This is a genomic window from Roseofilum sp. SBFL, from assembly GCF_017746885.1.
GTDB lineage: Bacteria > Cyanobacteriota > Cyanobacteriia > Cyanobacteriales > Desertifilaceae > Roseofilum.
Window position 1 is genome coordinate 1 of the sequence record NZ_JAGHZH010000067.1, and the last position, 21,495, is coordinate 21,495.

The following is a 21,495-nucleotide window of genomic DNA, read 5'->3' on the forward strand; positions in this document are numbered from 1 at the left end:
CACATGGCTCTTACGCTCCCCTCTATCATAGGCCCCCACGGCTTTATGTCTTAGGTCTATACTATAAGCTGATGGCATCATCTCACGATCGCTAACTTCATCTTTCTATTATGTCCTAACTCTCCCTTTCACTGCTATATTGTATACAGATGGGATTACGGAAGCGGAAATTTATTGGCGAGTATAAGGTGTTTGATGATATTACTGTGGTGGTTTTGACGTAACGATGAAGAAATTTGAACATCCGATCGCGCTGGAAAGTTTTGCCTTGATCGATCGCGAGATTGGCCCCCATACTTTAAATGTTCAGGAATATGCGATCGCCCGTCGTGTCATTCACACCACTGCCGATTTTGAATTCAAAGACTTACTTCACTTTAGTCCCACAGCCATTCAATCCGGTATCGATGCCCTTCGCCAACAGTATCCCATTATTACCGATGTCTCGATGGTGAACAAAGGAATTCACCGTTTAGTCACTCAAACCTTTAATAATCCTCTCTGGGTCGCAGTCGAAGCAGCACCTGAAGCGGAACCGGGAAAAACCCGCACAGAAACCGGAATGCTTCATTTAGCCCGTCAGTTTCCAAATGGCATTTTTGTAATTGGAAACGCACCTACGGCTCTATTAGCCCTATGTGAGGAGATCGAACAGGGTAGGGTGCAACCGGCTCTAGTCATCGGCGCTCCTGTGGGATTTGTGTCTGTGGTAGAAGCGAAATCCCGTTTAGCACAATTGTCAGTTCCCCAAATTGTGGTGAATGGGCGTAAGGGAGGATCGCCAGTGGCGGCAGCTATTATTAATGCTTTGATCCATCTGGCGTAGGGAAACAGATGAATCAGATTAATGTTGTGGGTATTGGCTTAGAGGGTGCATCTGGACTGTCGGCAGTGGTGCAAGAGATCGTCGATCGCGCAACAGTATTAGTAGGGAGCGATCGCCACTTGGCCTATTTTCCCCAACACCTAGCCCAGCGCCTCAGCTTAAACGACATCTCCCAAACCCTACACCAAGCTAAAGAACGCCTCAGCTCAGAAACTATCGTCATCCTGGTTTCTGGTGACCCCCTATTTTTTGGTCTCGGACGACTATTGCTTACCTATTTTCCGCCAGAGCAATTATGCTTTCATCCCCATGTCAGTTCGGTTCAACTCGCCTTTAGTCGGGTGAAAGTCCCTTGGCAAGGAGCGACAATCCTTAGTATCCATGGTCGAGAGTTTGATGAATTGGTGAAGGCGCTGCAAAAAGGGACATCTCCCATCGCCGTATTGACCGATCCGCTCCATAGTCCAGGAGCGATCGCCCATCTATTATTGAATGTAGACAGCCCCACCTGTTATGACTTCTGGGTGTGTGAAAACCTAGGAGGAAGCGATGAGCGCATCCAAAACTTATCCCCTCAAGAAGCCTTGATGCGGACGTTTGCGCCCCTGAATATTACGATCTTGGTAGAGAAACCCCAAGATCGTTCCATTGATTTAAATGCCTTACCCGCCCTCGGCATACCCGATCGCCAATTCTACAGTTTCGGCGATCGACCTGGCTTAATCACCAAGCGGGAAATCCGTCTTCTCATCCTAGGAGAACTCGGTCTACAACCCAAGCAAGTCATCTGGGATATTGGTGCTGGAACCGGTTCCGTCTCCGTGGAAATCGGACGTTTAGTCCCCACAGCCCAAATTTATGCCATTGAAAAAACGGCTGCTGGAATTCAACTGATTCAAAATAATGCTCGGCGCTTTGCCCTCTCGAATATCGTCTCTATTCAAGGCAAAGCACCCGACATTTTACGTCAAATTCCTGCCCCTCACCGGGTGTTTATTGGCGGTACTGGAGATTCTTTAGAAGGAATTTTAGCCTGTTGTTTAGCCACCTTGTTACCTGGGGGTAAAATAGTCATGGCCCTAGCTACATTAGAGCATCTACAAGAGGCGATCGCCTGGATCGATCGCCTCCAATTGACCTATCGGGTGCTACAAGTCCAGGTCTCCCGCTCACTTCCCGTAGGCCGATTTACCCGTTTTGCTCCTCTCAATCCTGCTATCCTCCTGACGATTGAACCCTTTGATTCAACTGCCAAAATGGCCCATTAATCCCAGAATTAAGCCCGTTATCCCCAAAATCAAAATCCCCACCAGTCCACTTAACGGTTGTCCGTTTATACCCGTTACCCATTCGGGCCAGGGGCGATCGGATTTTGGCTTTAAAATTTGGGTCGTATCTAAACTGATTAATCCCCAGATCCAACCCCCATGAAGTCCCCAAGCTAACCCCAAACTTCCTCCATCGACCCAACGGGCTAGCACTAAAACTAGGCCCATCAAGGCAAGTCCAGGGACTTGGATTAAACTGCCCTTAAAATCCCAAATTAGATGGGAAAGGGCAAAGATTAAACTCGAAAGGATAGCCGCCCATACCAGCCCCATATCCCCTTGCAGTTCGGTCAGCAAAAATCCCCGAAATACGGTTTCTTCTATGACACCGATCCATAAACTTAGGGCTAAAATTGAGCCGAGTGTGGGTAGGAAAGAGGCGGCAATCGCTTCGGGTTGCCATACCAAGCTTCCCCAGGCTACCTGCAAGCCATAGGCAATAAATAATGTCAGGATACTCAGAACCAGACCTGCCATTAGCGAGATGAAAACTGACCGATCTAGCCCCAAACCATAGTCAGAAATTGGCCGCTTCTCCATCCAAACTATTGCCCCTAACAACAAGGGAACCAAAAGGTATAGGGGCATTAGTAAGGACAGTTTTTGTTGGGGATCTAAGGGATGGGGAGGATGCCATTTCAGATGACGAGCAATAGGAATGGCGATCGGTAACCACAATGTTACCCACAGGGCAAAAAAAGCAAAACTCTTAAGAATTCCTGAACTGGGGTGAAGATGGGATGACCATCTAGAAACAAATAGAGAAAACATAACTCCCGATCCAGACGTAGATGCTCGCACACTTACAGAGATTTAGACTGTCTCGGACATGAAACGCCCTGTACTGAGGTTCGTTATCAAAGGCTCAAACCCTGAGTAAAACAAGCTTTTGCCTTTTGCCTATTTCCTTTTACCTAGCACAAAGCCCTATACTCTTTCGTCTGGATTTTAGCTAGGGTTAATCCGGCTCAGAGCCATTTTTATCATCATTCTCATCCACTTGAATTAAGTGAATGTGTTTGTAGCCCAATTTAATCTCAAATTCATCCCCTTTCTTCAGCCCCATGGCTTCCGTATAAGTAGAACCAATCACAATTTGGCCATTTTTATGAACACTGACACGATAAGTTGGCTCGCGTCCCCGGCCATCTTTAGATTTCCCTGGATCGAGATCGATGCCTCTGGCGGCTAATACGGCATCATAGAATGCCCCTAAATTAACCCGGATATCATCCCCTTTTTTTGCAGAGTTATAGTACCCACAATATTTGGCCCTTTCTCTACGGGATAGGTGGGAGAGTTCGCTGACTTTTTGAAGCAACGCTTTCCCTGTATAGGGTGCTTCTGGAAGTGGTAAATCCTTTTCGCTCATTTGGATACCTTATTTTTCGGTGGACTTGAACAAAACAGACCCAATTTCAGAGCTATAACTGTACGACCCTGAAGAAACTTGCTTCAGAGTTGGTTCGCCTCACTCTTGGATTGGTCTGGGTCAGGTTTTTTCTGACAGACTTAACAAGTATATTACACAATTATAGTGAATTTTTGAATTTTTTTTTTATTTTTTTCATCGTTTTGGGAAAGAAGCCGTTTACTCTTTCTTGAACCCTTTCGGATTATCCTCCCTATCCCTATTGGGCAAGGAGGAAAAAAGCTCGGTTCAATTATGAGAAGATTGAGGAAAACCTGAGTAGGATTAAACGGGTTCAAGCCATATCAAGACCAGTCGATCGCCAAGGTCTGTCAATCAATACCAGGAAGAACGGTAGAATGATAAGGTCATCCCTTGACCTGCTCAAGCAAACCTCTAAAGTCATGGAAGTTGTTTTTCAGATTATTCGCCAAGAGCAAAAGAGCGCCCCAACAGTTCAGCGCTATACCTTAGATGTCGATCCGAGTGAAACTATCTTAAGTTGTCTCAACCGCATTAAATGGGAATTTGATGGTACTCTTGCCTTCCGCAAAAATTGCCGAAATACGATTTGTGGCAGTTGTGGAATGCGAATTAATGGCCGTTCGGCACTCGCGTGTAAAGAAAATGTGGCGGGTGAACTCAGCGCGACTGCTCAAGCTGATTCTCCCCCCACCATTACCATTGCTCCGTTGGGGAATTTCCCCATCATTAAGGATTTGGTGGTCGATATGCAATCATTCTGGGACAACTTAGAAAAGGTCGATCCCTATGTGAGTACTGCCTCAAGATCGGTTCCAGAACGGGAGTTTCTGCAAGCGCCTGAAGAGCGATCGCAACTGGATAAAACGGGCAACTGTATTCTCTGTGGCGCTTGCTATTCTGAATGTAATGCGGTGGAAGTCAATCCGGATTTTGTTGGCCCCCATGCCCTAGCTAAAGCCTATCGTATGGTTGCCGATACCCGTGATAGTCAAACCTCAGAGCGATTAGATCGATATAATGATGCGACTGATGGCGTTTGGGCCTGCACCCGCTGCCTCTATTGTGATACGGTTTGTCCCATGGAGGTCAATCCTTTAGAGCAAATTAGTAAAATTAAAGGAGAAATTCTCGATCGCCAGACAGCCGAATCTAGCCGCCCGATCCGCCATCGTAAGGTTCTTGTGGATATGGTTAAAGAAGGCGGTTGGGTCGATGAGCGGCAATTTGCACTTAAAGTAGTCGGTAATGCCTTTCGAGATCTTAAAGGCCTGTTGAGCCTTACACCCGTTGGCTTACGATTGTTAGCACGGGGCAAGTTCCCCTTTACGTTTGAGCCTTCAGAAGGCACGTCCGAAGTGCGATCGCTCATTGAAGCGGTTCAAACCTTAGAATCCTCAAAGGGAGTAGGGAGTGGGGAGTAGGCAGTAGGGAGGACACGGAGACACGGAGACACGGAGATGGGAGGATGGAGAAATTACCTTTTCTATTGCCTTTTGCCTATTACCTCTCCTAGATTACAGCCTTAACTTGCGACTAATACTTATGACCCATTACCAGCGCAAAGCGCTTATCACTTATGACTTCTGATGAAATGCCTGAATCCCCCCCAGAATTAACCCCCGAAATCCCCGAATCACCCCCAGAACCTGCCACACCAGAGCCTAACCCTTCCGAAACCTCTTTTGGCTGGACAACCTACGCCGAACAACTCAACGGCCGATTTGCCATGATCGGTATTATTCTCCTGCTCATTTTAGAATGGGTCAGTCAACAAACGTTCTTTGAATGGATTGGCTGGCAGTAAAGGAATAGGGGGACGGGGAGGCGCGGTAAACTCCCCATTCCCTTGCCTATTCCCTACTCTATCCGTTCTCCCAAACGGTTATAGACAAAAATATCCCATTGCCCCTTAGCATTGGCTTCAAAGACGATTCGAGAACCATCAGCATTTAACATTGGATGCTGTACTTGAGTATTTAAACTACGAGTGAGATTACGTAATTGCCGCAGAGATCGGTCATACAGATAAATATCAGTTTCCCCCTGACGGTTACCGGCAAAGGCGATATAGCGACCATCTACGGAGACATCGGGATGGGAGGCAATCATATCTAAGGAATTGAGACCGGGCAAATCGATTAAACGGCGTTCCACTAAATCATACAGATAAATATCTTGACTGAAGCTGCGATCGGAAGCAAACACCAGATAACGACCGGCTACATGGGGGTCAGATTCACTATAGGCACTATTGAGACTTTTCCCATTGGGATCGTAGGGTTCTGCCAGCACTTGAGGATAGCTACACCCCATCAAGTTACCAAGAACCACTAGCATAGAAAGCCAAAGAATAGTAGCTCTTTTCTGACACTTGGATCGATTATCCATTCCCCATTACCTATTACCTATTACTAGGGCGTAGCACTATACTGGGCCATCCGGAATATCTAATTCAATATTTGGGCCGCGATCGATCGTTTCAATATCCCATTGCCCCCGACGATCAGTTTCAAAAACCACATAACGGCCATCTGGGCTAATGCTGGGATTGCGTACCCAACCTGGATAAGCCAAGGTGAGCGCTTCTTGTCTTTTCGTCACTCGATCGTAAAGAATGATTTCTGGTTTGCCGCGAATACTACTGAGGTAGACAATGTAGCGGGCATTGTAGCTAATACTGGGAGATTCAATGATGGCGTTGGGTTGATTCAGACGGGGGAGTTGGATAAATTGACGTTGGCTCAGATGATACAGATAAATTTGCTGACGGCGATCGCGATTGGAGACAAACGCCACATATTGACCGCTGCCACTCACCGCTGGTTGTTCCTCCCGATAGCGACTATTAATCGCCTGGGGGCCGAGGGGAACCTCTACCTGGTTGCATCCCCCCAGAAGAACGGCCCAGACTCCCATACTGAGTAGAATAACCTGGCTTAACCGAGAGCCACCAGCCATGGTTGGTTCACTCCCTAATAATCAAAATTCCCCGGTTCATCGTTGGGGCGATCGCTTTTCAAGTCATCCAGCGGCTCAAAATCCACATAATCTTCCCTTGGTGGTTCTGGTGGCCGGCGATCGCGATAGGTGGCATTATCGCTCTCTGGAGGCCGAGGGCGACGGGGTTCAGACGGGGGACGGGACTCTCGCGACTCTGGAGGACGACCATAGGAGCGCTCATCATCCATATCCATGGGGCCATAGGGGTCTTCATACCCAACTGACCGATAACTTGACGTTTCCCAATCCTCAGAACCTCTGCTCGTTGTTCCCGAAGGACGGCGAGAGGGTCTACGTCCTGAGCTAGAAGATGCTGCTGGAGGTCGGGAGCTGCTCCGCCGACGACTTGAAGAAGAGCGTCGAGGATAGTCCTCCTCATAGCGATCTCCTTGACTATAGCGGTCTTCCTTTGTACCAATCATCCGCTGAGGACGCGGATCTTCATCCGGTTCCAACCGATCCAACCGAGGATCGTAACCCTCATATCCATCATAAGTATAAGCCCGGCTCACCGGTCGATCCTCATCCACAATCGGCGTATTTTGCTTCGCCCGCGAAGTCGCCAAGCCTCTTAAGCGAATACTTTCCACCGCAAAAAAAATCGCCGATCCGGTCAACAGAAACTGACCAAACGTTAAAATGGGATCGAGTCGCCATCCTTGAAAAAACAGAATCCCACCACTGAGAACTGCCACTGCCATGAAAAAAATATCATGATCCCGTGCCAGTTCTGGGCGAACAGACCGAAGAAAATACAACCCAGCGCCGGCCCCAAACAGGACAACGCCCAACATTGCCCCTGGGTTGAGTCCAATATTGACCATGACTTGCCTACTCCACGAAACTGACCGTAATCCTGCATTTTTAAAATTTTACCGCAAACCCTTGAGACTCAGTTATGTCACCAACTCTAAGGATCTGCGGTTTAAAATCGGCTCTAATCTCTTAAGAGCGCTGGATTTTGTCCCGTTGGCTAATAAAGATTAAAGCAACGGTTGCCGGAATGACGACAATTACGCCACCCCAGACTAGGCTCCACAAAAAATTGGCTAAAGAAGGAGTCATAGATCCTCACGCAAGATTACTAAAAGATTTACTTTTGGTTTAATTCTAACAGAGTCTAGCGTTGTATAGCGCTTCGCGCTAGGCAGTTGCTGTACAATTAATGAGACGTAGCATGATAAGGGATATAAGAAAATCAGATGACCCCCCTGAGCCTGATCGGTTTAATTTTAGGAATCACCCTGGCAATCATGACCTTTTTGTTTATTTTCCGGATTGTCCTCACCTGGTATCCTCAAATCAATCTCAACAGTTTTCCCTTTAATATTGTTGCTTGGCCCACCGAACCCTTTTTAAGTCCCTTACGCCAAGTTGTCCCTCCCCTAGGGGGTGTCGATATTACCCCTATTATTTGGGTAGGCATCTGCTCTCTGATCCGAGAATTGCTTATTGGTCAACAGGGATTGTTAAAAATGATGCTTTAATTACGACTGGTATTAGGCTTGACCCTGTTGTCTCGCGACCCCTCTAAAATCGGGCATTATATTTCCTTCGTTGTGGCACTGTAGCGCTCTGGGAATTTTACTCCTAACGCACTACCGTGAAATTTATTATATGGCATAGTTAGAATATTCCCTTATTCTCTATGCCCTAAATATATGACTGCACCAACAACCCTTTGGGAACAATACCTCAAACCCATTATCATGCTCTTTTTGGATAAAGATGCCTTGATAAAGCTCCGTAATCAAATCAACTGGGAAGAAGAAAGCGATCGCCTCTCGAACCCCAACCTCAGCTATCCCAACTATTACAGTAGCCAGAATTTCCACGGAATTGAAAATGGCTATTTAAGTATTGATGCCGCCATTACCTACGATCCCATTACTCAATATGCAGTCTTTCCCCAAGAACATTGGGTGAGAGAACAGTTAATCGATGCGATCGGTGGTTATCCTCGTCACATCCTGGATCTTGGCTGTGGGACTGGATCGTCTACTCTGCTACTCAAACAAGAATATCCCCAAGCTGAGGTTATTGGGTTAGACCTTTCTCCCTATATGCTAGTCATGGCAGAACACAAAGCCAAGGAAGCCAATCTAGATATTCTCTGGCATCATGGACTGGCAGAACAAACTCCCTGGGAAGGTGAACATTTTGACTTGGTAACTGCCACACTCCTCTTCCACGAAACTCCTCCCGCCATTACCAAAGCCATTTTACAAGAAGCCTTTCGCCTGCTCACTCCAGGAGGGCAATGTATCATCCTAGACGGCAGTCAAACCAGTCTCAGACAAGCTGAATGGATTACTAATATCTTTGAAGAGCCGTATATGAAAGCCTTTGCTGCTGGCGATCTCGAACAATGGATGCAACAAGCACGCTTTGAAAAGGTGAGTGCAGAGCCGATTTTCTGGGTCAATCAGGTAACTAAAGCGATGAAACCTTTACCACAGAAACTGGAGAATTCTGTCCAAGTGGAGCATAATTTAAGCAGTGTATTGTCACCGGCATTTTAAGACAAAATGAGTCTTCAGGCTGTCCTCTTTGATTTTAATGGGGTCATCATTAACGATGAACCCATCCACCAGGAACTGATTAATGAGATTCTCCTCTCACAAAATCTGCCTCCGAATCCCAGTGATTACAATGAATGCTGTCTAGGACGAACCGATCTCGCGGGTTTGTTGGAGTTACTCCAACGCAGGGGACGAGCCGTCAATGAGCGATCGCTTGCTCCCCTGATTGCTCAGAAAGCCCAAAGATACCAGCAAAAACTTGAAGCGCTCAACAAACTCCCGATTTATCCGGGAGTCGAAGATCTTATATATAAGGTACGGGTGGCTCGGTTACGCTTAGGATTAGTCACGGGAGCATTACGTTCAGAAGTCGAGTGGATTCTTAAACAAGCTAACCTATTCTCGTATTTTGAGGTTATTGTTGCTGGGGATGAAGTGCAACAGAGCAAACCCCATCCTGAAGGCTATTTACGTGCGGTAGAGCGCTTTAATCAACTCGATCCCACCCTACAACTCTCTCCTCAATGCTGTCTGGTGATTGAAGATACTCCGGCAGGCATCTTAGCTGCCAAAAGTGCCGGAATGCAAGTTGTTGGAGTCGCTAATACCTATCCTTTCCACATGATTCAACGGCAAGCCAATTGGACAGTAGACTACCTCCATGAGCTAGAGCTAGACCGCGTAAAAGCCTATTTTGAGCCGTCTGCCCTTCCCTTCCCCAATACAGAATGATAAACTAGAGGCTATCTGGGGAATTAGCTCAGTTGGTAGAGCGCTGCGATCGCACCGCAGAGGTCAGGGATTCGAGTTCCCTATTCTCCATTAGGCAATATAGTGCTGCGCTCTAGGCAAGAGGGATAGGATCACTCTATTACCTATTACCCATTACCAGCCTATATAGCAGCGAAAGGAAGTAGAGTCCCTCCCTATTCCCTATTCCCTATTCCCTATTCCCCAGCGCCAAGCGCTGTATCACTCCAAAAAATCGTAGGGAGGAATGGGATCGCTGAGGTTCAAATCCCAATCTGGGCAAAGTTCTTGCCAGGTGAAGAGGTGTTCTTCTAAGAGCGATCGCCGATCTTTTTGTGCTAACCAAAACAGTTGCCATTTATCCTCTTGGGGTTCGGGAATAACAGCCTCTGGATATAATGCCAGCACTTGTTCTGTGAGCGTTTGCCATTGTGAATTTTGCTGGTTCTGATACTCTTGCTGCTGCTGATATCGTTGTTTCTTGGCCAGAAAATAGGCTTTTCCCTTTTGTTCCTTGTCTAAAGGAGGAAGCTCTAGGGGCTTGGGAAATGCCTTTAAGATATATTCCCCTTTCCCGTCTAAGGTATTGAGGGTGTTTAGATACTGGTCTTGATGGGTAGTAAGATGCTCTTCTAGGGCAAGGCGATCGCGAAAACAATGGTAAAACTTGAGAGGTAAAATTGTGGTTTTGGCAAATAAATCACAGACCACAACTCCATAATGAATATAAGCTTGTTCTAGCAGTTGATCGTCTTGCACCAGCGCTTCCATTTTAGTCGGCGATAGTTGTGGCTCAGTAATCGCGGCTAACGTCCCAGTCGTAACGACCTCTAAATCTCCAACTAATCCCGGAGGCAGTTCTAGAGGTGTTTCTGGCGTTTTAATTAAAGCGTAAGTATACATGATTGCCCATAATCCATCCCCGCGATCATACCCTTGCTAGGAACCTCACTAACGATACATCGTCTAATTGCACCAACCGGTAACAGGGTTTAATTTTTAATTCCCCCACACTTGGCCCGGAAAAAAAGACAGGTTACCGTAGAACAGAGCAAAGTCCTTAGCAAGACCTTCGCCAATTATTAAGCCCAGTCAAACCCAACCTACGGGACAAGGGCGAAGGGATTGCTTAACCCACAATGATATTATTATGTCTAAATTAGTTGAACGGATTAATCTTACCGCCCATGCTCAGTTAGAAAAATCTCTCGGTTATACAGGCGATCGCCGTTGGGTTGCCTGGCACTGGGATAGTGATATTGGGCAATTGATGTATACCGATGGAGATGCTGTGGGAGCGGGTCAGGCGATCGCCTGGCAAGTCTTTCTCCAACATCCCGAAGTAGATCCCATCGTTGAACCTTACCATCTTGAACAAGAAGAAAATTGGCTGCTGCTTGACCGCACCTCCCGCCAGTTTTATGTAGGTGAAGGTCAAGCGATTCAAAGCTTACTCGATAACCCAGAAAGCTTACGCCTACTCGCCCAGCTTGATGGCAATACTAACTCCATTCAAGATACCGCAGACACGGTCAAACAAACGTTCAATCAGTGGAGTCAATCAGACGCAGGACGCTTACTAAAAACTGTTCTTCCTGTGGGTGTGGGAATAGTACTGATCGCTGGACTTGGATTTGCCGCTTGGATGTGGCTTAAACCCAGACTGCAAGAACAACTGAGCCAAACGGTTACCCGCACCACCTTTGCTCCAGGTTATAGCTGTGGTATTGGAGGAACCGGCGATTTTTCGGGCTATGTAGCCCATGAAGTTGGCGATCGCGAATTACACTTAATTAGTATCTATGAAGCTCATTGGGATCATAGTGGAGGTTATCATCCTACCGGACAAGTAGATATCCAGGTTGAAAGACGCGATCGGCCCATCACCCTAGCCCTCTCTGCTTATGAACCCGTACAATGGCATCTCAGCACTGCTCCTGGGGTGAAAATCGAGAAAATTATCATTAATGGCTATTACGATCAGGCGATCGTCGGTGCAGAAGGCATTCCCATCGAAGAATACAGTTATCACCAAACTGGAAATATGTTGGGCATGATTCACTACAATTGGGGTGAAGCTTCCGCCACTGCCAATAGTCAATCCTTAGTCGCTCAATTACAAAACCAGACTCAAATTCCCCTGACCTCTTTTCAAGGATGTTATCGCGGAACCAGTTTTGAACTGAAATAAATATCCCTCTTTTGTCATCCCCTTCTTCCGGTGGGAGAAGGGAAATCACCCTACATAAACTAAATAGACTTTAAGGGGTGGGATTAGGATAAATAGAATGAACTGCATTAATTTCTGCAATAATTTCTTGAGATATTTGAATTTCGATGGTATTAATATTTTCTTGCAATTGCTCCAGGCTAGAACATCCAATAATGGTACTGGTTACAAACCAACGCGAACGAACAAATGCTAGAGCCATTTGCAAGGGAGTTAAGGCAAACTTTTGAGCGATCTTAACGTAAGCAGATACAGCTTTTTCAAAATTTGGCTTCTGATATCTTTGATCAAATCCAGGAAATAATTTTAATCTTGATTTTTGGGGAATTGTCTGCATATATTTTCCAGTCAGATGACCAAAAGCCAACGGGCTATACGCTAATAATCCCAGTTTATGAAAGCGACAACTTTCCGATAAATATATTTCAAAAATACGATTAGTTAAATTATAGGCATTTTGAATAGCAACAACTTTCGGCAACTTCAATTCTTTGGCAACACGACAAAATTCACAGACTCCCCAAGGAGTTTCATTGGATAATCCAACGTAACGAATTTTACCAGCTTTCACTAAATCGCTGAATACTTCTAGCTGTTCCGCAATCGGAACTGTTTCTCTTTCATGGGAAGGGTTATAATGGATTTCCCCAAATACTGGGACATAGCGATCGGGCCAATGAATATAGTATAAATCAATATAATCTGTTTGTAAGCGGCGGAGACTTTCATTAATAGCTTGTTCAATATTAGTACGATCAACCCGGCGATTTTTGCCACGAATCCAGGGAAATCGCGGGCCAGCTCCTGCTACTTTAGAAGCAATAATTAATTGATCTCTAGGTTGGTTAACTAACCACTGACCAATCGCACTCTCACTGTTCCCCTGAGTTTCAGCATTACCCGGCAGTGGATAGAGTTCAGCCGTATCAATAAAATTAATTCCTTGAGAAACAGCATAATTTAATTGCTGATGAGCTTCCTGTATGGTAGTTTGACTCGCAAAGGTCATCGTTCCCAAGCACAATTCAGATACAGATAAATTGCTATGACCTAATGGATGATACTTCATTTATTTAATCCCGATTGACTAATAAAGTTTACCACCAGACAAGTACAGGTAATAGGACTCAAGGGGTGAGAAGAAGGCTAAAGAGGAAATATGTTGGGCATGATTCTCTAGGGGCGAACAATTTTTCGTCCTTACAATCATCTCAATCCCCGTGTCTCCCCATCCCCATTTCTTTATGCCGATCGCCGCAATTGACTTTCTTGCAGGCGATGCATATGGTTAAATAAATCCCAACAATACTGTTCCGGCAAACCGCAAGTGATTGCACCGCGCATTACTACATTAAAATACCAATCATTTGGCGCTAATTCTTTCGGCAATTTATCTACCACCACATAGGTACGCACATTTTTATAAAGCTTATCTTGACAATAAACTTCTACTGTCTCATGGCGATATCCATTGCGGGGAATTTCTTCGCGAATATCGAGTAACTCACTGAAGCGCAAAGGCAATCGATAAAGTACCCCTTCCACTGATTTGTCCGTATCCGGAACCACATCGAGAGCGCCACAATTGCGTTTTAAGGAACGACGATAAAACCCAAGTCGATATCCGCGCAACGTAGCTTGACCAATAACATAGGGATAGGTTGCCTCTCCCAGGGTGCGCTGAAGATCTACAGGACACATGCATGACCCGTAGGCAAAGTAGTCAAAATACTGCACCTCTGAGTTCTGGGATAGGATTGAATGGACTAAATGGAGTTTATCACCTGCTGAAAATCTAAAATGTTTGCCTTGAACAGTCATTGTTGTTTACAGTTTATATAACCTAAATGTTGCTAGGGAGTATAGCAAAGGAGATTATATAGAGCAATACCATAAAGTATCTTGAGGTACGAATTCACATTAGGAAATTATTAATTGATCTAAGGCAACTTGCAGCTCCTGCGTTAAGCCGGAAACGGCTTGGCGGCGGCTGTTTCTGTACTCTGTCCATCGATCATTAACCCATAGGGGTTCCCCCACGGTTAAGGTTGTTTCTAACTTCCCTAAATTGGGGTGACCCTCAACTTTTCCTGTTTTAATCCAGGTAATCACTTTCCACAAAATTAATAACGTTTCTGCCAATCGTTCAGCTGTCGGTTTTTCTCGCACATATTTGCCGGTCACCGCACAAACGCGCTCCACCATTCGCATATGACCCATGCGTAAACTGGCTTCTTCTGCAACCCAATTACCTAACCCAAATTCTACGGGTGATAAACTGTCGATGTCTGAGCGATAAATGCGCTCCCAACCTGCTTGTTCTAACCGCCGACACCGATCGATAAATGACCCTTTTGGTTGTATTTTAAAGTAACTTTCGGAGACCTGAAGGGCATTTTCGAGGAGCCTGTTTAGGCGTTGCGAAAGGTTGTGATTGGGATCTTCTAAGTCTGGTAATTCTTCAAATTTGACATCATAAAATTGGCTGTAAAAGGATTCCATTAAGGAGAGTAAACTTTGACCGACTCTCAGCAGTCTAGGATAACGGGATTGGGTGACATCATCTGAGGAATTGTTGGTAAAGGGGGGTAAGCCTAAATCTTGTTCGAGTTCACTTAAAAGCCGATCCAGTTGTTCCCATGGCGGTTGGGCGAAGGAGTAGCGAATGCCAATGGGAAGAATGGCTACTTTTTCGGAACGATTGGCTTTTTGTAAATCTTCCACACACCAAAATCCGAGTTGGGCAACGCCCGGTTCTAGGGGGCTGATGAGTTCGCTATGGTCGTTAATTCCTCCTTCTGGAGCTAAGGTGAGGGGAAAACGACCATCGAAGAGTAAGGAGCGGGCACATTTTAAGCCTTCGCGGTCGAGTTTTCCACGCTGGATGGATGTCCCTCCAAGTTGGGAAAAGAGGGTACTGACGAATTTGCCGGCCCAAATGGGAATGCCGCGATCGTACATAAAGTGAGTATGAACGGGGTATTTTAGGGGGATTTTATGCTGTTTGGCGGCTTGGGGTAAGGCTTTCCAGAGTAAATGGGCCATGGAATAGGGGTCATAGGTACTGGGATGGCGAAAGGCTAGGATGAGACGGATCTGCTGGTGCTGAAATTGATGATAGAGCTGGGCTAAGGTAACGGTGTTGTGGGTGTTAATTTGGCTGATTTTACATTGGGTGCGTAACCACAAGGGCAGAATGAGTTGTACTCCTTTGAGGATGAGGGGGTTGAATTGGGGGGGAATATGTTCTAGAGGAGGTTGGATGCGATCGGTGATGGATTCAGACATGGTGCTGGAATAGGTTAGGCTTAGGGTTTCTGAAGTGCAAAGAGCAGGAGTTGGCAGTTGTAGTAGCGATCGCATAATCCTAAATTGGTCATTCCTAACCGTTGGATCACGCTAACAGAACGATGGTTTTCGGGATGGATCGCGGCATAGAGAGTAGCCAGATTGAGGATATTAAAGCTATAGTTAACGATGATTTTAGCTGCTTCTACCGTTGGAGGCGATCGGACTCTAAACATCGGTTCATCATATGTCCTTATGAAACGAAACCTTACTACTGACCCCAATGGGTTATCCAGAAAATCAGGAATAACGCCTAACTCTAATGTAGACTAACCTTGAGTGCCCGTAAATTTGTCTCATGCTGCTATTGGTTTGCGAATCACTTGATACCAGATTGATGGTATCTCTTATGATAAACTAACTTAAACTTAAAACTCACTCCCACTCCAGTTCCTCTAACCCAACTCACCTTAGTTTATGTCCTATTCAGAACGCCTTCTAGAAAAAGGAAATACCCTCACTCGTGTTGCCCATAAATCCCGTTTTCAAGCTGTTCTTAATGCTTTGGGAAATCAAAAGTACCCCTGTGCCCTAGATTACGGCTGTGGTGATGGATGGTTACTGCGATCGGCCTATGAGCAAGGATTTATTCAATCAGGTTTTGGCATTGATATTTCTGCCGATATGATCGCCGCTTCTCAAGAAACTTTAAGGGATATTCCTGGATTCAAATTAGGGTTACCCTCAGAAACCAATACCCTCATTCTTCCTCAAAGTCTGGATCTGGTTTTCTGCACTGAAACCTTAGAGCATGTCCCCGATCCTTCGGCTATTCTCAACACCATTTTACCCCTGTGTAAACCCAACGCCAAAATCGTAATTTCCGTTCCTATTGAAGTTGGTCCTTCCCTATTCGTTAAACAAACGGGGCGCTATCTGGCGAACCGAAAAGGTGGGTATGGGTATGAGCGATACACGCCCCAGGAACTCTTTTCGGCTGCTATTCTTTGGGATTGCAAAAGCTTCCCCTCATCCCATGCCCAAAAATCCTCCTATCGCGCCCACAAAGGTTTTGATTATCGGGACTTAGAATCCTTACTTAAAAATAGACTTACCATCGAAAAGAAAATGTTTTCCCCCTTTCCTGTTTTCGGTAATCTATTTAATAGTACTGTGATTTGGATATGCAAAAAATAAGCTATAAAATCGATTGATGTAGAGGACTCAATCAATCCGATAATAAACTTTACTTTTTATGAACTTTTTACATCTTTTAAACTTAAAAAAATCTTATCGAATTCCTCTGGCAATTTTAGCTGTTTTTCTCATAACTGAAACGATTCTTAGGTTGGGTTTAGGCTTAGGAAAACCAGCCCTTGTGCAAGCAGATAGTCAAACAGGATACCGTTTTCAACCCAATCAGCACTTATGGCGGTTTGGTAAAACTATCATTTATAATCAATATTCTCAACGCTCCGATCCGATCGATCTGGAACCTCCCCCAGAAACCTTAAGAATTTTGATGGTTGGTGATTCTGTTTTAAATGGTGGTAATCCTATCGATCAATCAGAAATTATTTCTGAACAGCTTAAAGAAAAACTAGAGACATCTGGATATCCCTTGGAAGTCCTTAATGCTTCCTCTGGATCTTGGGGACTGGGGAATCAATGGGGATATTTGCAAAAATTTGGTCTTTTTGAGAGTGATTTGGTAATTTTGCAAATTGGAGTCCATGATTTAGTTCAACCTACAAGTACCAGTGATACTGTCGGTTCAATATACTTTCCGGATCGCCCTCCTCCGTTGGCGATTTCAGAAGCTTGGAGTCGGTATGCTTGGCCCAGAATTACCGGTTATATTCCCTTAAATACACCGAGTTCAGAAATTCCTAGATTACAACTTAAACCCCAAGAACAGTTTGCTGAAAATATGACGTTTTTTCAGGAAATGGTTCGGTTTATTCGCGCACAAAATATTCCTCTCATAGTGCTATTTACTCCCAACCGCTTTGATCTACTTCCCACACCTAAAACTCCACCTTACCAGCAAGAGTTTTTTTCTCTTTTAAACTCACAAAGTATTCCTGTCATTGATGTCTATGAAGCTTGGTCTACCTTAACTCCATCAGCCATTGATGGCCTGTTTCGGGATAGCGTACACCTTAATGAACAAGGTAACCAAGCTGTTGCCACTCTCATTTGCCAACATCTACAACTCGGCAATCAGTTGCCATCCTGTATTAAATAAATTATCCTAAATCGAGCGCTTTTAACTGGAATTGGGAAAAGACAGTGTGAAGTCTACCATAGCCCACATAAAGTAACCCAAGCAAAGAGATTTAAACCTTATCCTTGTTGAGGAGGACTCTAAATTGTATCGCTCTTTTACTCAGAATCTCAGCGTAATCAATAGGAGCCAAAATGGTAAAAAGGCATCCTATTCAACAAGGTTGTCCATATTAACTCAGTATTATCCCCCGGATTATGCAGCGACGGGTCAATTGATTGAAGAACTAGCTCATCAACTGGGTCGTCAGGGGATGAAAGTTCATATTTTTACTGGACAGCCAGGATATGCCTTTGGTCAAGAGGATGCCCCGACGTTAGAAGAAGATGAGCATTTGTCCGTTCGGCGATCGCGTACTACCCGAATCTTATCACAACGCATCCGAGGAAAAGCGATCAATGGGATTATTTTCTGTTTACGGGCTGGACTTCACTTGCTAAAAACAGCCAGTCGCGGAGATGTTTTATTAGTAACGACTGCCCCACCCTTCTTACCCCTATTAGGGTATGTAGCTAACCTCTGTTTTGGTGTTCCCTATGTTTGCCTCATCTATGATCTCTATCCAGATGTAGCTGTAGAACTCAAAGTAGTTTCCAGAACCCATAAATTAGTCCGTCTTTGGAATCACGTTAATCGTTTAGTTTGGCGCAGAGCTAAATCAGTGATTGTTCTGAGTCCAAGCATGAAGCAACGAGTACTTGCACAATGTCCAGATATTACCGAGCGTGTAGCCGTGATTCACAGTTGGGCAGACCCCCATCATATTACTCCTATTCCTAAAGAAGAAAATTGGTTTGCCCATCAACATAATCTAGTCAAAAAATTCTGTGTTCTCTACTCAGGAAATATGGGACGCTGCCATGATATAGATACCATTATTTCTACAGCGCAACACCTCAAAGATGAACCCATCCAATTTGTATTTATTGGCAATGGGGCTAAATATCAAGCCTGTCAGGAGCAAGCCAGGATTTTGGGCTTAAATCAAATTACTTTCTTGCCTTATCAAGACAAAGAATGCTTACCCTACTCTCTGACTGCCTGTGACCTATCTTTAGTTAGCATTAGTCCGGGTATGGAAGGCTTAGTGGCTCCCAGTAAACTCTATGGAATTCTAGCTGCTGGCCGCCCAGTAGCCGCGATTTGTGAACCCCATTCCTATCTGCGTCAAATGTTATCAGAAGTCAATTTTGGACAAGCATTTGACAATGGAGATTCTGAAGGATTGGCCCAGTTTATTCGAGAACTAGCGGCTAATCGCGAACAAGCTGAGTTTATGGGTTGTCAAGGTCGTCGTTATCTCGAAACTCACTTTACCCCAGAACGCATTGCCCAACAATATGGAGAGGTTTTAACAGTTAATCCAGAATGGAAACTGAAACTCAATGGGGGAAGGCTAGTGAAATTCAAAGAATTTTAGGTATCTCTCTAAAGCCCAACCTTCCCGAACATCAACCAACAAGTTTATTGAGGGTTGATGTCTTGTCCAGTTCAATCAATCTTAAATCACTTGGTCTTCGTTGGGCATATAGTTGCGATAATAATAATCTACGCCCGAACCAAACCCTTTAACACCATTCGCAATAATGCCCAGCACCGATACATAGGACATTTTGAGGTTATCTAAGACTTGGTTCAGTTCAGAACGCCCTGTTTTTCCTAGGGCAACGACTAACATAATGCCATCTGAACGCTTGGCGAGAAGACTACCGTCCGCTAATCCAAAGCTGGGAGGAGTATCATAAATAACTAAATCATATTCCGTTTGGAATTGTTCGACCAGATGCTGCATTTTGCGAGAAGACAATAGTTTGATCGGATCGGGGGGGACTTGACCTGATGTGAGGATATAAAAATGATCTTCAACGGCATGAATTACGTCACGGGGGTCAATTTCACTGGTAATAATATTGCTTAAGCCTCGCAAATTAGGTAGCCCTAAGCGGGTATGGAGAATAGGATGACGTAAGTCTGCATCAACAAGCAGTACCCGTTGACCCATGGCAGCGGCCGATCGCGCTAAATTGACCGATACGGTGGATTTCCCTTCCATGGGCAAACAGGAGCTGATGACCAGGGAACGGATCGGAGTATCCGAACTGAGAAAGCGAATATTGGTGTATAAGGAACGGAACGACTCTAAGAAGGGAGACGAGTTATAGTAAGTGCCCTTAGAGCCTAAACTGAGATTAAGAGGACGTTTTGGCGCTTGTTCTGGAGGAGGTTCATGGTCAGAACCGGCCGCCACTTTAGCCCTAACCGTTTCTGGGGCACTAATGGGTTTCAAGCCTCGCTTAAAGGGAATAATCCCCAATAGGGGTAAACCGGTCAGATCTTTGAGGTCGTTGGTGGAGTGGAAGGCGTTATCGAGTTGTTCAGCCAGTAAGGCCGCACCTAATCCCATTAAAGTTCCTGCGAACAGGCCTAAGACTAAATTGCGGGGAACATTGGGAGAGATAGGCGCTCCAGGTTGGAACGGTTCAGAAAGAACTTCCCAAGATACGGATTTTTGGGCTGCCTCTAATTGTAGGGTTTGTCGAGTTTCGAGTAGTCGGGCTAGACTTTGAGTCGCGACTTCTAGTTTCAGTTGAATATCAGTATATTCTCTGGCTAAACCGGGAATAATTGAAAATTCTTCTTTCAGCCGATTTTCAACTTGTGCTAAGGCAGATAAGCGAACTTGTAGCACCTGAATTTGATTGGTTGTGTCTACCAATTGTGTACTCAGGCCCACGGAAATAGGAGTCAATTGTCCGCCATTGCTAGGGATCGCTTGATCGCCAACAACCCGTTGAGCTTCTCGGTCAATTAGGGGTAACAGATTTTGCCGTTGCTCTAAGAGGGCTTTAATATTTGGACTATCTGGTTGAAAACGAACAGATTCTTCGGCAATTTCGGTTTCTATTTCTAGTAGTTGATTGAGCAGTTGTTGGTATCGAGAGGATTCACTAAGGGCTGCTCCCGCTAAGGCTTGTTCTGGAGAAGCTCCTAATTGTCTTTGCAAGACGACATAGAGGGATTGGAGTTCTGCGAGTTGGGCTTGTGAGTCTTTTTGCTGCTTGTTAATGTCAGTAAGTAAGCGAGAGATGTCATTCCCTCTAAATTCTGGGTCAATAACGCTATGTTGTTCCCGGAAGGCTTCTAATTCTGCTTGGTATGAGTTAACTTGCTCTCGGATGACAGGGAGTTGTTCTTCTACGAATTGCACAACTCGTTGGATACTCAATTGGCGCAGTTGGATGCCATACAGGGAATATCCCTGGAGCAACGTATCTAAAATATCTTTTATTTTTTGGGGATCGTCTCCTTGGAAGGAGATATTTAAGATCTTGGTGTATCGATCTTGGTCACCGATCGCCTGTTGAATCGTCAAATTACTGACCAATTCCCCATAAGTCATATCAGGATAGGTTTGTTGCATATCTCGCACCAGGGGTTCGAGAAGAGTGGGCGATCGCAACACTTCAATTTGAGTTGCATAATCAAAGCTCGGCCCCAACCCTAATCGTAATAATTCCTTAGAGTTATCATCTTCTGAAATTGGCTCAACCAACATGCGGAAATTCGATTGATAAACCGGGGTGCGGGTAAGCGTCCAGCCCCAAATAGCTCCGGTAACAGCGATCGCCACTCCAGCCAGCGCCAGCCAACGTCTACGAGCAATGACCAACAACTGTTTCGGATCAAATTCCTCCGTCTCCGATGCCTGGGGAAGAGCAGGAATGGCAACGGGATAGGGCTTATATCCGTTGTGACCATTGCCATTATGGCCATTACCATTGTGGCCATTGCCGTTTTGATTAGATTTAGGGGGAGTACCAGCTTGCATGGATTCAAAACCTCTCAATTGACAGCAGTGTAACAGTAA

23 protein-coding genes and 1 tRNA gene are annotated in these 21,495 nt (G+C 45.2%); 12 read left to right on the forward strand and 12 right to left on the reverse strand.

Annotated elements, in window-relative coordinates:
- The first annotated feature begins 226 nt into the window (after window positions 1–226).
- Together J7545_RS07285 and cbiE are read left to right on the forward strand one after the other, a co-directional pair.
- Entirely contained in the window at window positions 227–826 is a 600-nt protein-coding gene (locus tag J7545_RS07285) for a cobalt-precorrin-8X methylmutase (protein ID WP_318699131.1), read from the forward strand.
- 8 nt (window positions 827–834) lie between these two features.
- Window positions 835–2,094: a precorrin-6y C5,15-methyltransferase (decarboxylating) subunit CbiE gene (cbiE, locus tag J7545_RS07290; RefSeq protein WP_318699130.1), complete on the forward strand. Its 1,260-nt coding sequence runs from the start codon at window positions 835–837 to the stop codon at window positions 2,092–2,094.
- Here cbiE and J7545_RS07295 read toward each other — a convergent pair.
- Complete coding sequence (locus J7545_RS07295) at window positions 2,071–2,925, reverse strand: CPBP family intramembrane glutamic endopeptidase (RefSeq protein ID WP_318699129.1); 855 nt, start codon at window positions 2,923–2,925, stop codon at window positions 2,071–2,073. The two genes, cbiE and J7545_RS07295, sit on opposite strands and share 24 nt — an antisense overlap.
- A 187-nt stretch (window positions 2,926–3,112) precedes the next feature.
- Entirely contained in the window at window positions 3,113–3,526 is a 414-nt protein-coding gene (locus J7545_RS07300) for an AbrB family transcriptional regulator (RefSeq protein ID WP_318699128.1), read from the reverse strand.
- Between the two features lie 443 nt (window positions 3,527–3,969).
- On the opposite strand from J7545_RS07300, the gene J7545_RS07305 reads away from it, so the two are divergent.
- Window positions 3,970–4,971, forward strand: a complete 1,002-nt coding sequence (locus tag J7545_RS07305; RefSeq protein ID WP_318719359.1) for a succinate dehydrogenase/fumarate reductase iron-sulfur subunit — start codon at window positions 3,970–3,972, stop codon at window positions 4,969–4,971.
- A 155-nt stretch (window positions 4,972–5,126) separates the two neighbouring features.
- A complete protein-coding gene (locus tag J7545_RS07310; protein WP_318719360.1) occupies window positions 5,127–5,354 on the forward strand; it encodes a hypothetical protein in 228 nt (75 codons plus the stop codon).
- Between the two features lie 53 nt (window positions 5,355–5,407).
- On the opposite strand, the gene J7545_RS07315 is transcribed toward J7545_RS07310, so the two are convergent.
- From J7545_RS07315 to psbX, 4 genes are all read right to left on the reverse strand, one after another.
- Window positions 5,408–5,938, reverse strand: a complete 531-nt coding sequence (locus J7545_RS07315) for a Tol biopolymer transporter periplasmic protein (RefSeq protein WP_318699125.1) — start codon at window positions 5,936–5,938, stop codon at window positions 5,408–5,410.
- A 36-nt stretch (window positions 5,939–5,974) separates the two neighbouring features.
- Window positions 5,975–6,508: a biopolymer transporter Tol gene (locus J7545_RS07320; protein WP_318719361.1), complete on the reverse strand. Its 534-nt coding sequence runs from the start codon at window positions 6,506–6,508 to the stop codon at window positions 5,975–5,977.
- A 14-nt stretch (window positions 6,509–6,522) separates the two neighbouring features.
- Window positions 6,523–7,374, reverse strand: a complete 852-nt coding sequence (locus J7545_RS07325; RefSeq protein ID WP_318719362.1) for a Ycf66 family protein — start codon at window positions 7,372–7,374, stop codon at window positions 6,523–6,525.
- Window positions 7,375–7,495: 121 nt separating this feature from the next.
- On the reverse strand, window positions 7,496–7,615 hold the full coding sequence (gene psbX, locus J7545_RS07330) for a photosystem II reaction center X protein (protein ID WP_283764344.1): 120 nt from the start codon (window positions 7,613–7,615) through the stop codon (window positions 7,496–7,498).
- A 137-nt stretch (window positions 7,616–7,752) separates the two neighbouring features.
- On the opposite strand from psbX, the gene J7545_RS07335 reads away from it, so the two are divergent.
- The 4 genes from J7545_RS07335 (at window position 7,753) to J7545_RS07350 (ending at window position 9,894) form a co-directional block, all read left to right on the forward strand.
- A complete protein-coding gene (locus tag J7545_RS07335; protein ID WP_318699122.1) occupies window positions 7,753–8,037 on the forward strand; it encodes a YggT family protein in 285 nt (94 codons plus the stop codon).
- A gap of 174 nt (window positions 8,038–8,211) precedes the next feature.
- Window positions 8,212–9,072 (forward strand): class I SAM-dependent methyltransferase, encoded by an 861-nt coding sequence (locus tag J7545_RS07340; protein WP_318699121.1) that lies wholly within the window; start codon window positions 8,212–8,214, stop codon window positions 9,070–9,072.
- A 6-nt stretch (window positions 9,073–9,078) separates the two neighbouring features.
- Window positions 9,079–9,804: an HAD family phosphatase gene (locus tag J7545_RS07345; protein ID WP_318699120.1), complete on the forward strand. Its 726-nt coding sequence runs from the start codon at window positions 9,079–9,081 to the stop codon at window positions 9,802–9,804.
- A gap of 17 nt (window positions 9,805–9,821) precedes the next feature.
- A tRNA-Ala gene (locus tag J7545_RS07350) sits at window positions 9,822–9,894 on the forward strand.
- A gap of 150 nt (window positions 9,895–10,044) precedes the next feature.
- Here J7545_RS07350 and J7545_RS07355 read toward each other — a convergent pair.
- The gene (locus J7545_RS07355; protein ID WP_318699119.1) at window positions 10,045–10,725 is read right to left on the reverse strand and encodes a GvpL/GvpF family gas vesicle protein; all 681 of its coding nucleotides are present in this window, start codon (window positions 10,723–10,725) and stop codon (window positions 10,045–10,047) included.
- Window positions 10,726–10,972: 247 nt separating this feature from the next.
- Here J7545_RS07355 and J7545_RS07360 point away from each other — a divergent pair, with 247 nt between their 5' ends.
- Window positions 10,973–12,013 (forward strand): hypothetical protein, encoded by a 1,041-nt coding sequence (locus J7545_RS07360; protein ID WP_318699118.1) that lies wholly within the window; start codon window positions 10,973–10,975, stop codon window positions 12,011–12,013.
- 70 nt (window positions 12,014–12,083) lie between these two features.
- Here J7545_RS07360 and J7545_RS07365 read toward each other — a convergent pair whose 3' ends face one another.
- The 4 genes from J7545_RS07365 to J7545_RS07380 all read right to left on the reverse strand — a co-directional run bounded on the left by J7545_RS07365 (window position 12,084) and on the right by J7545_RS07380 (window position 15,576).
- Window positions 12,084–13,121 carry an aldo/keto reductase gene (locus J7545_RS07365; protein ID WP_318699117.1) on the reverse strand — a complete coding sequence of 346 codons (1,038 nt, stop codon included), beginning with the start codon at window positions 13,119–13,121 and terminating at the stop codon, window positions 12,084–12,086.
- Between the two features lie 173 nt (window positions 13,122–13,294).
- Complete coding sequence (locus J7545_RS07370) at window positions 13,295–13,873, reverse strand: gamma-glutamylcyclotransferase (RefSeq protein ID WP_318699116.1); 579 nt, start codon at window positions 13,871–13,873, stop codon at window positions 13,295–13,297.
- 99 nt (window positions 13,874–13,972) lie between these two features.
- A complete protein-coding gene (locus tag J7545_RS07375) occupies window positions 13,973–15,340 on the reverse strand; it encodes a hypothetical protein (RefSeq protein ID WP_318719363.1) in 1,368 nt (455 codons plus the stop codon).
- Between the two features lie 20 nt (window positions 15,341–15,360).
- Complete coding sequence (locus J7545_RS07380; RefSeq protein ID WP_318699114.1) at window positions 15,361–15,576, reverse strand: GNAT family N-acetyltransferase; 216 nt, start codon at window positions 15,574–15,576, stop codon at window positions 15,361–15,363.
- Between the two features lie 241 nt (window positions 15,577–15,817).
- On the opposite strand from J7545_RS07380, the gene J7545_RS07385 reads away from it, so the two are divergent.
- From J7545_RS07385 to J7545_RS07395, 3 genes are all read left to right on the forward strand, one after another.
- Complete coding sequence (locus J7545_RS07385) at window positions 15,818–16,537, forward strand: class I SAM-dependent methyltransferase (RefSeq protein WP_318699113.1); 720 nt, start codon at window positions 15,818–15,820, stop codon at window positions 16,535–16,537.
- A 58-nt stretch (window positions 16,538–16,595) separates the two neighbouring features.
- A complete protein-coding gene (locus tag J7545_RS07390) occupies window positions 16,596–17,588 on the forward strand; it encodes an SGNH/GDSL hydrolase family protein (RefSeq protein WP_318699112.1) in 993 nt (330 codons plus the stop codon).
- Between the two features lie 202 nt (window positions 17,589–17,790).
- Complete coding sequence (locus tag J7545_RS07395; RefSeq protein ID WP_318699111.1) at window positions 17,791–19,047, forward strand: glycosyltransferase family 4 protein; 1,257 nt, start codon at window positions 17,791–17,793, stop codon at window positions 19,045–19,047.
- A gap of 81 nt (window positions 19,048–19,128) precedes the next feature.
- Here J7545_RS07395 and J7545_RS07400 read toward each other — a convergent pair whose 3' ends face one another.
- Window positions 19,129–21,456 (reverse strand): polysaccharide biosynthesis tyrosine autokinase, encoded by a 2,328-nt coding sequence (locus J7545_RS07400; protein WP_318699110.1) that lies wholly within the window; start codon window positions 21,454–21,456, stop codon window positions 19,129–19,131.
- Window positions 21,457–21,495 lie beyond the last annotated feature (39 nt).